14 protein-coding genes and 1 pseudogene are annotated in these 12,479 nt (G+C 69.7%); 10 read left to right on the forward strand and 5 right to left on the reverse strand.

Translation table 11 applies throughout. The features are described 5' to 3' along the window. Positions 1-23 precede the first annotated feature (23 nt). The 5 genes from ACZ6MZ_RS07035 to ACZ6MZ_RS07055 all read right to left on the reverse strand — a co-directional run bounded on the left by ACZ6MZ_RS07035 (position 24) and on the right by ACZ6MZ_RS07055 (position 4,249). The gene (locus ACZ6MZ_RS07035; protein WP_469350286.1) at positions 24-1,388 is read right to left on the reverse strand and encodes a YhfT family protein; all 1,365 of its coding nucleotides are present in this window, start codon (positions 1,386-1,388) and stop codon (positions 24-26) included. A 39-nt stretch (positions 1,389-1,427) separates the two neighbouring features. Continuing rightward, the gene (locus ACZ6MZ_RS07040) at positions 1,428-1,784 is read right to left on the reverse strand and encodes a DUF2620 domain-containing protein (RefSeq protein ID WP_389788015.1); all 357 of its coding nucleotides are present in this window, start codon (positions 1,782-1,784) and stop codon (positions 1,428-1,430) included. Between the two features lie 45 nt (positions 1,785-1,829). Next, entirely contained in the window at positions 1,830-2,204 is a 375-nt protein-coding gene (locus ACZ6MZ_RS07045) for a transcriptional antiterminator (protein ID WP_384184634.1), read from the reverse strand. Positions 2,205-2,327: 123 nt separating this feature from the next. Beyond that, positions 2,328-3,266: a GntR family transcriptional regulator YhfZ gene (gene yhfZ / locus ACZ6MZ_RS07050; RefSeq protein WP_389788016.1), complete on the reverse strand. Its 939-nt coding sequence runs from the start codon at positions 3,264-3,266 to the stop codon at positions 2,328-2,330. 101 nt (positions 3,267-3,367) lie between these two features. After that, a complete protein-coding gene (locus tag ACZ6MZ_RS07055) occupies positions 3,368-4,249 on the reverse strand; it encodes a class I SAM-dependent methyltransferase (protein WP_469350287.1) in 882 nt (293 codons plus the stop codon). A 211-nt stretch (positions 4,250-4,460) separates the two neighbouring features. Here ACZ6MZ_RS07055 and proS point away from each other — a divergent pair, with 211 nt between their 5' ends. The 10 genes and pseudogenes from proS (at position 4,461) to lepB (ACZ6MZ_RS07105) (ending at position 12,420) form a co-directional block, all read left to right on the forward strand. Further along, positions 4,461-5,876 (forward strand): proline--tRNA ligase, encoded by a 1,416-nt coding sequence (gene proS / locus ACZ6MZ_RS07060; protein ID WP_469350288.1) that lies wholly within the window; start codon positions 4,461-4,463, stop codon positions 5,874-5,876. Between the two features lie 228 nt (positions 5,877-6,104). Beyond that, on the forward strand, positions 6,105-6,698 hold the full coding sequence (locus ACZ6MZ_RS07065) for a hypothetical protein (protein WP_384184645.1): 594 nt from the start codon (positions 6,105-6,107) through the stop codon (positions 6,696-6,698). 264 nt (positions 6,699-6,962) lie between these two features. Continuing rightward, a complete protein-coding gene (gene rpsP / locus ACZ6MZ_RS07070) occupies positions 6,963-7,409 on the forward strand; it encodes a 30S ribosomal protein S16 (RefSeq protein WP_384184647.1) in 447 nt (148 codons plus the stop codon). 2 nt (positions 7,410-7,411) lie between these two features. Continuing rightward, complete coding sequence (locus tag ACZ6MZ_RS07075; RefSeq protein ID WP_020868149.1) at positions 7,412-7,651, forward strand: RNA-binding protein; 240 nt, start codon at positions 7,412-7,414, stop codon at positions 7,649-7,651. A gap of 157 nt (positions 7,652-7,808) precedes the next feature. After that, positions 7,809-8,378 carry a ribosome maturation factor RimM gene (gene rimM / locus ACZ6MZ_RS07080; RefSeq protein ID WP_389788021.1) on the forward strand — a complete coding sequence of 190 codons (570 nt, stop codon included), beginning with the start codon at positions 7,809-7,811 and terminating at the stop codon, positions 8,376-8,378. After that, complete coding sequence (trmD, locus tag ACZ6MZ_RS07085; protein WP_384184653.1) at positions 8,378-9,199, forward strand: tRNA (guanosine(37)-N1)-methyltransferase TrmD; 822 nt, start codon at positions 8,378-8,380, stop codon at positions 9,197-9,199. Before rimM ends, trmD begins: the two co-directional genes overlap by 1 nt. Before the next feature lie 131 nt (positions 9,200-9,330). Next, a complete protein-coding gene (gene rplS, locus ACZ6MZ_RS07090; RefSeq protein WP_384184807.1) occupies positions 9,331-9,681 on the forward strand; it encodes a 50S ribosomal protein L19 in 351 nt (116 codons plus the stop codon). A gap of 72 nt (positions 9,682-9,753) precedes the next feature. Then, complete coding sequence (lepB, locus tag ACZ6MZ_RS07095) at positions 9,754-10,533, forward strand: signal peptidase I (protein WP_469350290.1); 780 nt, start codon at positions 9,754-9,756, stop codon at positions 10,531-10,533. After that, positions 10,526-11,537: pseudogene (gene lepB / locus ACZ6MZ_RS07100) on the forward strand (signal peptidase I); the annotation flags it as partial. The gene lepB (ACZ6MZ_RS07095) and the pseudogene lepB (ACZ6MZ_RS07100), both read left to right, overlap by 8 nt. Positions 11,538-11,586: 49 nt before the next feature. Beyond that, complete coding sequence (gene lepB, locus ACZ6MZ_RS07105) at positions 11,587-12,420, forward strand: signal peptidase I (RefSeq protein ID WP_469350405.1); 834 nt, start codon at positions 11,587-11,589, stop codon at positions 12,418-12,420. The last annotated feature ends 59 nt before the right edge of the window (positions 12,421-12,479 follow it).

Here is a 12,479-nt window from a genome sequence, read left to right on the forward strand (position 1 = left end):
CCTGGATCAGCCCGTGAGAGGGGTCAGCCCTTGACGGGGGTGAACAGGTCAAGCCAGTAGAGGAGGTTGAGGAGGACGCCGCCGACGATCACCGCGGCGGGGGCCGCCGCCATCCGTACCACGGGCCGGCCCATCGCCTCGTTGAGGAGGTAGAGCCCGCCCACGATGAGGATCGCGACACCGCCGCCCATGACATTGGCCGCGAGCAGTGAGCCGAAGAGGATCGCCAGCCCCAGCGTTTCGGTGATCGCGGCGCGCAGATGCTCGGAGGAGTCACGCACGCTCGGCAGCTTGCCGAGGACCTTGCCGATGGAGGAGAGGGCCAGGACTTCGAGGGCGAAGACCACGGCGCCGACGACGGCCGCGAGGAACGGGTTCGGCATCAGATAGCCGAGGGGGTAGACGAGCGTGAAGCCGGCGATGCCGTACGCACCGGAGGCGAGCGCGGTCGTCGCGATCAGCGGGATGAAGCCGAAGACCCGGTAGAAGTCGACCTGGGCGGCCTCGCTGTAGTGCCCCTTGGCGATCAGGAAGCTGGTGGCCTCGCCGCCGCCGAATATGTGCATCTGCGCCAGCACACAGACTCCGGCGCCCAGCACCATGAACAGCGGCAGAAAGCGGCGCAGCCGCAGGGCGCTGGAGCTGAAGAGAGAGGCCATCGGGTCGTCCCCGGCCGCCTCCGGCTGCCCCGTGCCCGAGGTCTGTTCGCCGGCGGCCGCCGCTTCGGCCCGGTCGGCCGTGCGCTGGAGCAGGTCCTTCCTGACGGCGAAGCCGATGAGCAGCAGTACACCGGCCGCCATCGCCAGCGAGCCGGCGAAGACATTGGGCCAGATCTTCATGGTCATGATCACGAGCGCCAGTTCGAGCACCGCCGCGATGCCACCGCGCAGCCGTCCGAACTGCTTGGTGATGGCGAGCACCGGGAAGAGCGTGAACAGGAACAGGATCGGCGTCGACATCTGCTGCATCGCCGTCAGGAAGTCGACGGGCAGATCGTGCGCCACCTCATTGGCCCCGCTGAGGCCGAAGACGACCACCGCGCCCCACGCGCCGCCCAGCAGCGGCGCCAGCCACTTCTTGGGCGAGAGGATGCCCAGGATGTCGGTGGGCAGGAAGAGCAGCCACGGGTTGAGGACCCCGCTGGAGAGGGCCATCGGTGCCCCGAGGCCGAAGATGAAGCCCGCGGAGAGCCCGAAGGACACCGCCGTGGTGGCGGAGCGGGTGGTGCGCCCCTGGATGAAGTCGAGCATGAAGGGGCGTACGCCGTCGTTGAATACGGCCAGTGCCATGTGCGCGATGAAGGCGGTCAGCGCGCACAGGGCTATGACGAACAGTTTCTGCGTCAGCGAGAAGTCCAGACCGGTACTCGCTGCAAGGACGGTGGTCACGGGGGTGTCTCCTCTGGGCCCTGGCAGGTCTTCGGCGGGTCAGCCGCGCGCGGTGAGCGCGCGGGCCATGATCGGGGCGATCACGTCGATCTGGTCGATGGCGAAGCCGAAGACCTTCTTGCCGTCCGCCAGCAGGGCGCCGACCTCGTCCTCGGTGGGGACGGAACGGCCGAACGTGTGGCAGAGGGGCGAGCCCAGCAGGCCGACGAGGACGCCGAGCGAGGCGCCGGCGCCGGTGTGGCACGTACCGAGGTAGTAGTCGGCCTGGCCGCCGCGGAGCTTCATCGCCGCGTCCATGTCGTTGGAGACCGTGATCTCCAGGCCGTCGAGTCCGAGCGCGCCGATGGTCTGCGCGACCTCGGACTTGCCGACGCCACCGGTGAGGATCTTCGTCATGGCTGATTCCTTCGTCTCGTGGTTGCCGCGTACCGCGGAGCCGGGTCAGGCGGGGGAGTTCTGGGCGAGCACGGCGAGGTGCAGACCCAGGAAGTTGATCTCGGACTCGGGGAGCGGGGCGCCCAGGGCCTTCGCTGCCCGTACGGACACGGCGCGGGCCCGGGCCACGGCCTCGGGGTGGCCGGCGAGCTCTGCCGCCACCTGCTCGTCGGTCCGGAACTCCTCGATCGGCTCGCCGTCGAGGAGCCGGTTGAGCGCCATCATCAGATGGCTGGTGAGCATGCCCGCCGTGCCCTCGGTGACGGTACGGCCCTCGGCGGCCAGGGCGTCCAGCTCGTCCGCGACGAACGCGGCGACCTCGGGCCTGACCTGGCCGCTCTCGCGGAACAGCTGGATGCGGAGGGCGAGCTGGTCGTCCATGGTGCTCCTTTCCTTTCTTTCGAGGCTGATTAAACAGTCGCCAGGATTTTGTATATTGAGCTGATGCCTCGGTCCTGGGATGTCCTTTCTTGGGGTCCGGCGAAGCCGATGAGGCCGGTGAGGTCAGTACGAGGGCATGCGCTCACCGCGCAGTACCTCGGTCTGGACGGTGGTGATGACCGACAGGTCGAGCGAGTCGCGCACGGCGCCGAGCGCCTTCGCCCCCTCGGTCCTGCCGATGATCGCCGCGCTGGAGTTGCGCAGCGACAGATCGCGGGTGACCTCGTCGCCCAGTGGCCGTACGTCCACGCCTGGGCCGAGCCGGCCCTGTACCTCATCGAGGTTCCAGACGGTGGCGTCGGCCCGGTCCTGCTCCAGCAGCTCGGGCAGCTGCATGTACGAGGCCTCGACCCACTCGATGTCGCCGCGTCCGGCGAACACGCGCTCGGCGAGCATCCGCTGATCCTCGGAGGCGTGGTCGACGGCGACCCGCAGCCCCGGGGTGTCCAGGTCCGCGCCGTGCCGCAGCAGCAGCCCGTGCGCCCCGACGTAGGTGGCCGGGCCGAGATCCGCGACCAGCTCGACGGGGTGTTCCCCGACCAGCCGGTCGGCGGCGAAGCGGGAGAGCACCACGAGATCGACCTTGCCCTCGATCAGGGCGGTGGTGCGGGCGCCGGCGCCTCGCATGAAGGTGATCGCGAAGGGGGCGCCGGCCTCCTCGAAGGCGGAGCGCAGCCCGGTGGCCAGACCTTCGTAGCGGCGGGAGTACGGGAGCGGCATCGCGGCGAGCAGGGTGCCGAGCCCGGAGAGCCGCCAGAGTATCGAGCGGTCGGAGCGGACGAGGAAGGTGCCGAGATGGCCACGGGCCGTCGTCTCGATGGCCTCGGCCTTCTCCAGCAGCTGGAGCGCCGCCTGGACGGTGCCGTTCCCGACGCCCAGCTCCATGGCGAAGTCGCGCACCCGTGGCAGCCGGGTGTCCGGCTCGTGGTTCAGCAGGAGAACCGCCAGCTGCCGGGCCGCGAGGCCGTTGCGGGTCAGGAAACGCTCGTCAAAGCCTGTCACGGAAGAGACAGTAAACAGGATTCTGGATACTGACAAGGGTCCTGGGCCGGTCCGTTCCCGGCCAGGAAACGGACCGGCCGGTCGGGCTGCGTCCGCCCAGGTCAGGGCGTGCGGGCGATCAGATAACGGAAGACGTTCTCCATCCACACCGTGCCGTCGGGCCGCAGATGCGGACGGAGCGCCTCGCTGATCTCCTTCTCCACCTGCCGCCGGTCCGTGGCCCCGATCGCCCCGTCGAACACCCCGGTCGACAGCAGCCCGCGCACCGCGCTCTCCGTGTCCGCGTAGCCGAAGGGGCAGGCCACCCGGCCCGAGCCGTCCGGCTCCAGACCGGCCCGCGCGGCCACCTCCTCCAGGTCGTCCCGGTGCGCCGGGGACCGGCCGCCGGTGCCCGGCCCGCCGGTCAGCCGGCCCGCGACCCGCAGCACCGCGTCCGTGGCGCAGCGCTCCGGCGGCCCCCAGCCGGCCAGCACCACCGGGGTGCCGTGCTCGGCCAGCGGTATCGCCGTGCCGAGGGCGGGCGCGAGCTCCTCCCCGTCGTCCGCCGTGGAGCCGATCGGCTGGAAAGCGGTGATCAGGTCGTACGGGGAACTGTCCGGCGCGGCGGCCGCCTCGGCCATCCGGTCCACCGGCAGCAGCGTGCTGGTGGCCGCCGGCTCGGCGGAGCGGTCGTCCCGCTTCCCCTCAACGACCAGCCGTTCGCGGGCCAGCGCGAGCCGCTCCTCGTCCGCGTCGACGCCGGTCACCCGCGCGCCCCGCGAGGCGGCGAGCAGCAGGGCGAGCCCCGAGCCGCAGCCGAGGCCGAGCACCCGGGTGCCGGTGTGGACCTCCAGGCGTTCGTACACCGCTTCGTAGAGCGGCACCAGCATCCGTTCCTGGATCTCGGCCCAGTCGCGGGCGCGCGCACCCGCGCCCGCGAGAAGCGCCGGAGCCGAGGCCGCGTTCGGAGGCTGCTCGTGGTGCTGGGCGAGCGTAGGTGTCATGGATAGCGCCCCAATCCGCCGAGAGGTCGTCAGTGTCCTGATGGACAGCCCCCCGTGTAGATGCGCGCACACATCCCCCGTATGTCAGGGAACTCCGCATCCGTGCCCGCGTCCAGTGGGCGATGGGCAAAGCGTTGGGTGAACCGGGCGTACGCCCCGGCGCGCGCGGCTGATCCATTTTTCCGGACATGGCCGCCGTACGATTCCCGCCATGGCGAAGGCACCTGTTCTCACGCCCCAGGCGGACGACTTCCCCCGCTGGTACCAGGACCTGATCAACAAGGCCGAGCTGGCCGACAACGGACCGGTGCGCGGCACGATGGTGATCAGGCCGTACGGCTACGGCCTGTGGGAGCGGATGCAGCAGGAGCTGGACGCCCGTATCAAGGAGGCGGGCGCCGCGAACGCGTACTTCCCGCTTCTCATCCCGCAGTCGTATCTGACGAGAGAAGCCGAACACGTCGAGGGCTTCGCACCCGAGCTGGCCGTCGTCACGCACGGCGGCGGCAAGGAGCTGGACGAGCCGGCCGTCGTCCGTCCCACCTCCGAGACGATCGTCAACGAGTACTTCTCCAAGTGGGTGCGGAGCTACCGCGATCTGCCGCTCCTCATCAACCAGTGGGCCAATGTCGTCCGCTGGGAGATGCGCCCCCGGATCTTCCTGCGCACGACCGAATTCCTCTGGCAGGAGGGCCACACCGCCCACGCCACCGAGGAGGAGGCCAGGCGGTACGCGGCGCACATCCACCGGCACGTCTACGCGGACTTCATGATCAATGTCCTCGGCATCGATGTCGTCCTGGGCCGCAAGACCGCGAGCGAGCGCTTCGCGGGAGCCATCAACACCCTGACCCTCGAAGGCATGATGGGCGACGGCAAGGCCCTCCAGCTGGGCACGAGCCATGAACTGGGCCAGAACTTCGCCAGGGCCTTCCACATCCGGTATCTGTCGAAGGACGACACCCAGGAGCTGGTCTGGCAGACCTCCTGGGGCGCCTCGACCCGGATGGTCGGCGGACTGATCATGTCCCACGGCGACGACAACGGGCTGCGCGTGCCGCCCCGGCTCGCCCCCGTCCAGGCCGTCGTCCTCGCCATCAAGGACGACGAGGCCGTCCTCGCGGCCGTCCATGAGATCGCCGGCCGCCTCGGGGCGGCCGGCCTGCGCGTCCAGGTCGACGACCGTACCGACACCCCCTTCGGCCGCCGCGCCGTCGACTGGGAGCTGAAGGGCGTGCCCGTACGGATCGAGATCGGCCCGCGCGACCTGGAGAGCGGCACCGCGATGCTCGCCCGCCGGATCCCGGGCGGCAAGGAGCCCGTCTCCGTGGACGCCCTGGCCGGGCTGCTGCCCACGGTCCTCGAAGAGGACCAGGCGCTGCTGCTGCGGCAGTCCCGGGAGCGCCGCGCGTCCCGTACCACCGATGTCTCCACCGTCGAGGAGGCCGCCGAGGCCGCCGGCGCGGGTGGCTGGGCGCGTATCGCGTGGGCGGCGCTGGGCCCCGGGGGAGAGGCCGCCCTCGCCCGGCACGGCGTGTCCGTACGGTGTCTGGTCGCCGAGGACGGGTCGGTGCCGGAATCGGATGATGCGCCGGGTAACCTCGCCCTTGTGGCGCGCGCCTACTGAGCTCCCTCTTGCTGAGCTCCGGTCGAAGAGTGCCGGTGTACGTAGATCAGCTACGCGCCGATGCGTACGCGGCGCTACGTACCACCTTGAGATGAGCTGCGAGGCTTCTCCGCAGATCGACGCACCCGCCCTCGTCAGGACGCATCAATGGCAACTGACGGGTACGTGCAAATTATTTGGGATGCCCCGTAATGGAACCCGAGAGCGTTCCGGCTCGTTGTTCACGACGTGAGCACGACACCACCTGTTCTCGCCGCAGAGCTGGCACAGGCGTGGGCCGATATTCAGCGGTCCCACCCCGAGCTGCCGGATCTTGCCGCGCCAGAGTCCCTGATCGGAGAATCGTCGTCCGCCTGCGGCGCCGAGCTCTCCTTCGAACGACTGCTTCACGAAGCGGTCCACGGCATCGCCGCCGCCAGAGGTGTCCGAGACACCTCGCGTGCGGGCCGTTATCACAACCGCCGATTCCTGGCGATCGCCGAGGAGATGGGCCTTGACCACCCCGAGGAGCCGCATCCCAGCAGCGGCTTCTCGCTGGTCTCGCTCAGCCCCGAGGCGAAACGGCGGTATCGCCCCACCATGGAGCGGCTCCAGCGCGCTCTGAAGGCGCATACGGTCGCGACGGCTGCGGACACCAAGCGCAGCTTCCGCGGCCCGGCCGCCCGGCACGGCTCCTCCGGCGGCGGAGTCCGCGTCAAAGCGGTCTGCGACTGCGGCCGGAACGTACGCGTCGTTCCGTCGGTCCTCGCCCAGGCGCCGATCGTCTGCGGCGGCTGCGGCAAGCCCTTCCGTATCCCGGAAGTGGTCGGCGCGGCGAGCTGAGCCCAGGACCTGGGGGGTCTCCTACGGATCAGGCGAACCGGCCGGGATCCGTACGACACTCCCCAGGCCCACCGCGGCGGGGGCCCGGCCCCGGCCGGGTCATGCCCTGTCGCAGGTATGTGGCACAATGACCAGCTGTACTCGACAGTCGCACAGGACCCCTCTCTCCTCCGGCTGACGCGTCCATCGGGCGGATCGGGTACCGCAACCCCACGCGGCGTCCCGTTGCGCTCAACCACGTCAAGACCAGGAGACACCACTCCAGTGGCAGTCAAGATCAAGCTGAAGCGTCTGGGCAAGATCCGTTCGCCTCACTACCGCATCATCGTCGCCGACTCCCGTACCCGCCGTGACGGCCGGGCCATCGAGGAGATCGGTCTGTACCACCCGGTGCAGAACCCCTCGCGTATCGAGGTCGACTCGGACCGCGCGCGTTACTGGCTGTCCGTCGGCGCCCAGCCGACCGAGCCGGTTCTCGCGATCCTCAAGCTCACCGGTGACTGGCAGGCGCACAAGGGCCTTCCGGCCCCCGCGCCGCTGCTGCAGCCGGAGCCGAAGGCCGACAAGCGCGCCCTCTTCGAGGCCGCCACGAAGGACGCCGGCGACGAGCCCAAGGGTGAGGCGATCACTCAGAAGGCCAAGAAGTCCGACAAGAAGGCCGACGAAGCCGGGACCGAGTCCTCGGCCACCGCCGAGTCGACCGAGGCCTGAGCATGCTCGAGGAGGCTCTCGAGCACCTCGTGAAGGGCATCGTCGACAACCCGGACGAAGTGCAGGTGGCCTCGCGCAACCTGCGCCGCGGCCGTGTGCTGGAGGTCCGGGTCCACCCCGACGACCTCGGCAAGGTGATCGGCCGTAACGGCCGCACCGCACGTGCTCTGCGGACTGTCGTGGGCGCCATCGGCGGCCGTGGCATCCGCGTCGACCTCGTCGACGTGGATCAGGTGCGCTGACACAGTTGAACACCGGCCCGGGCCGGAGAAGGCCACCGCCTTCTCCGGCCCGTGCTGTTTTTCGCGGTGACGGCAATCATCCATCGGGGAACCACAGTGGTGAGCGGCCCCGTCCGCGTAAGCGGCGGCGGTGCGGCGGCACAAGAAGGGTATGCACGTGCAGTTGGTAGTCGGGCGGATCGGCCGCGCCCACGGCATCAAGGGTGAGGTCACCGTCGAGGTGCGTACGGACGAGCCCGAGCAGCGGCTCGGGCCCGGCGCCGTACTCGCCACGGAACCGGCCTCGACCGGACCGCTGACGATCGAGACGGGCCGGGTGCACAGCGGCAGGCTGCTGCTGCGGTTCGAGGGCGTACGCGACCGTACGGGCGCCGAGGCCCTGCGCAACGTCCTGCTCATCGCCGAGATCGACCCGGCGGAACTCCCCCAGGACCCGGAGGAGTTCTACGACCATCAGCTGATGGACCTGGATGTCGTCCTGGCGGACGGTACGGAGATCGGCCGGATCACCGAGATCTCCCATCTGCCCTCGCAGGACCTGTTCATCGTGGAACGGCCGGACGGCAGCGAGGTGATGATCCCCTTCGTGGAGGAGATCGTCACCGAGATCGATCTGGAGGAGCAGCGGGCCGTCATCGACCCGCCGCCGGGTCTCATCGACGACGGTCCCGCCGCCGGCGACGAAGCAGCCGATGACCGCGCCGCGGCGGACGGGGACGACGGCTGATGCGACTCGATGTCGTCACGATCTTCCCGGAGTATCTGGAGCCCCTGAACGTCTCGCTGGTCGGCAAGGCCCGCGCGCGCGGCCGGCTCGACGTACACGTGCACGATCTGAGGGAGTGGACGTACGACCGGCACAACACGGTCGACGACACCCCCTACGGCGGCGGTCCCGGCATGGTCATGAAGACCGGGCCCTGGGGCGACGCGCTCGACGACGCCTTGGCGAGCGGCTACGAGTCGGGCGCCGGCGGCCCGGCCCTGATCGTCCCCACCCCGAGCGGCCGCCCCTTCACGCAGGAGCTGGCCGTCGAGCTTTCCGAGCGGCCCTGGCTGCTCTTCGCACCCGCCCGCTACGAGGGCATCGACCGCCGGGTCATCGACGAGTACGCGACCCGGATACCGGTCTACGAGGTGTCCATCGGTGACTATGTGCTGGCCGGCGGCGAGGCCGCCGTACTGGTCATCACCGAGGCCGTGGCCCGGCTGCTGCCCGGCGTCCTCGGCAACGCGGAGTCGCACCGCGACGACTCCTTCGCCCCCGGCGCGATGGCCGATCTGCTGGAGGGCCCCGTCTACACCAAGCCGCCCGAGTGGCGCGGGCGCGGGATTCCGGACGTCCTGCTCAGCGGCCACCACGGCAGGATCGCGCGCTGGCGGCGGGACGAGGCGTTCCGTCGTACGGCCCTCAACCGGCCCGATCTGATCGAGCGTTGCGACCCCGCGGCCTTCGACAAGAAGGACCGCGAGATGCTCTCCATCCTGGGCTGGGCGCCCGAGCCCGGCGGCCGATTTTGGCGCAGGCCCGAGGCCATGGAAGAATAAGCCCCTGCTGTACGTCCGGTGTGCGCCCCTGCCACAGGGGGAACGACGCCCGCCCGACGCGAACGGCACCCAGACTCTCATTTCGATATCCGCTGATGACCTGTGGCATCAGCGAGGAAGCAGACCACACCATGTCCAGCCTGCTCGACTCTGTCGACGTCGCGTCGCTCCGCAGCGACCTCCCCGCCTTCCGCCCCGGTGACACCGTCAACGTCCACGTGCGGGTCATCGAAGGCAACCGCTCCCGTATCCAGCAGTTCAAGGGCGTCGTCATCCGCCGCCAGGGCTCGGGCGTCCGCGAGACCTTCACGGTCCGCAAGGTCTCCTTCTCCGTCGGTGTCGAGCGCACCTTCCCGGTCCACAGCCCGATCTTCGAGAAGATCGAGCTCGTGAGCCGCGGTGACGTTCGTCGCGCGAAGCTGTACTACCTCCGTGAGCTGCGCGGCAAGGCCGCGAAGATCAAGGAGAAGCGCGACAGGTAGTCACGCCACGACCGGGCTGCGGATCGAACTCGCGCCCGGGTCCACAGGGCCGCCGGATAAGCTCTGGCCCCGATGGACACCGAAGCACAGCACACGGAGCGCGACCGCTCTTCCGCATCCCCCACCGGGACGGAAGACCGGTCGCGTTCCGCGCGTTTTCGCGGCTCAGCGGCTCTGCGGGGCTCAGGCCCTTCCTGGCGCCGGGCGGGACTGCTCGGTCTCGTCTGCGCGGTCTTCATACTCCTGGTCAGCACCTTTGTGATGCAGCCGTTCCTGATCCCCAGCGGCTCGATGGAGCCCACCCTCCGGGTCGGGGACCGGGTGATGGTCAACAAGGTGGCGTACCGTTTCGGTGACGCGCCGGAGCGTGGTGATGTGGTGGTCTTCGACGGCACCGGATCCTTCGTCCAGGAGCCGGTGACGGAGAACCCCGTCACCGGGCTGCTGCATGGGGCGGCCGCGGCCCTGGGGCTCGCCGAGCCCGCCGAGACCGACTTCGTGAAGCGCGTGGTCGGTGTGGGGGGCGACCGTGTCGTCTGCTGCGACAAGGGGGGCAGGGTCGAGGTGAACGGCCGTGCGGTGGACGAGCGCTATCTGTACTTCGGCGACGCGCCCTCCCGCGTCCCCTTCGACATCGTCGTACCCCCGGGCACCCTCTGGGTCATGGGCGATCACCGCAGCAATTCACGCGACTCCCGGGACCATCTCGGTGAGCCGGGCGGCGGCATGGTGCCCGTGGACCGGGTCGTCGGACGGGCGGACTGGATCGGCTGGCCGCTGGACCGCTGGTCCTCGCTGGAGCCGACCGGTGCCTTTTCGGACGTACGGAGTCCCGGCGGCGTCCATGGGTAAGCGCGGACGACCCCCGGGCCAGGTCTCCGACAGCGGACTGCCGACCGGCACCCGGCCCACGAGCGAGCGGCAGCTGCCGGGGCGCGCGGACCGGCGCAAGCTCGCCCGTAAGGTCAAGCGGCGCCGGCGCCGGTCCGCCGTGGCGGAGATACCTGTCCTCATCACCGTGGCGCTGCTGATCGCGCTCGTACTCAAGACCTTCCTGGTGCAGGCGTTCGTCATCCCGTCGGGATCGATGGAGCAGACGATCAAGATCAGCGACCGGGTGCTGGTGGACAAGCTGACGCCGTGGTTCGGCTCGAAGCCGGCCCGCGGCGATGTCGTGGTCTTCAAGGACCCCGGCGGCTGGCTCCAGGACGAGGAGCCCCCGCCGGACAACTCCCCGGTGGTCGTCAAGCAGGTCAAACAGGTGCTGACCTTCATCGGGCTGCTGCCGTCCGCCGACGAGCAGGATCTGATCAAGCGGGTGGTCGCGGTCGGCGGTGACACCGTCAAGTGCTGCGACCGGGGCGGGAAGGTCACCGTCAACGGCACCCCCCTCAACGAGCCGTATCTGCACCCGGGCAACGTTCCCTCGCAGCTTCCCTTCGAGGTGGAGGTGCCCGCCGGGCGGATCTTCGTCATGGGGGACCACCGGTCGAACTCGGCCGATTCCCGCTTCCATCTCGGCGAGAAGTACCGTGGCACGGTCTCCGAGAACGAGGTGGTGGGCCGCGCGGTCGTCATCGCCTGGCCTTTCGGCCACTGGCGCAGGCTGGAGGAGCCGGAGACCTACGCCTCGGTCCCTGACGCGCGTGCGGCACCGACGACGGCACTGGGGCCGTCGAATAGGCTGTCCCCCCAGGATCTGAACGGATTGACCAGGCTCCCGAGCCCTGCGGAACTCCCGCTCGTTATGGGAGTGGTGGGCGTGTCCCTTTTCCGGGACAGGCAAGCGCACGGAGTATTCGCACGGAGTAAGGAGTGGATGTGGGGGACGTGGCGGTCGGCGCACGATCCGGACATGACGGTCCCGAGGAGGGACACGAGCAGCTCGCCGAGTCGCCCTCCGTCGTGACGGACGATTCGACGGAACGCGAGAGCGAGACCTTGGACAGTGGCGGATCCGGGGCGAGGAAGCCGCGCTCCTTCTGGAAGGAGCTGCCTCTCCTGATCGGAATCGCGCTGTTGCTCGCGCTTCTGATCAAGACCTTCCTGGTACAGGCGTTCTCCATCCCCTCGGACTCGATGCAGGACACCCTGCAGCGGGGCGACCGGGTACTGGTGGACAAGCTCACGCCGTGGTTCGGCGCCGAACCGGAGCGCGGTGAGGTCGTGGTCTTCCATGACCCGGGCGGCTGGCTCGACGACGCCCAGACACCCGCTCCGAACGTGGCGCAGAAGTTCCTCAGCTTCATCGGGCTGATGCCGTCCGCCGAGGAGAAGGACCTGATCAAGCGGGTCATCGCGGTCGGCGGCGACACGGTGGAGTGCAAGAAGGGCGGCAAGGTCGAGGTCAACGGCCACCCGCTGAACGAGACGGCGTACATCTACCCCGGCAACACTCCCTGTGACGACCAGCCGTTCGGGCCGATCAAGGTGGACGAAGGCCGGATCTGGGTGATGGGCGACCACCGGCAGAATTCGCTGGACTCCCGCTACCACCAGGAGCTGCCCGGTCACGGCACGGTCTCCACGGACGAGGTCGTCGGCCGCGCGGTCGTCGTCGCCTGGCCGGTCAACCGCTGGTCCACGCTCCCGGTGCCCGACACCTTCGACCAGCCCGGGCTGAGCACCGCGGCCGCGGCGGTTTCGGCAGCGGCTCCCGGGGCCCTCGGTGTCGCCGGCGCGCTGCCGGTCGTGCTGTGGCGCAGGCGGAGGCTGACCCGCGAGCGTACCGCCGGGTAGGGTGCCGTCCCAGATCGTCGACCTCCGGCGGTCCTGCTCCGGAGCGGGGGAGTGCTGGG

The organism is Streptomyces sp. NPDC042201 (assembly GCF_055582185.1).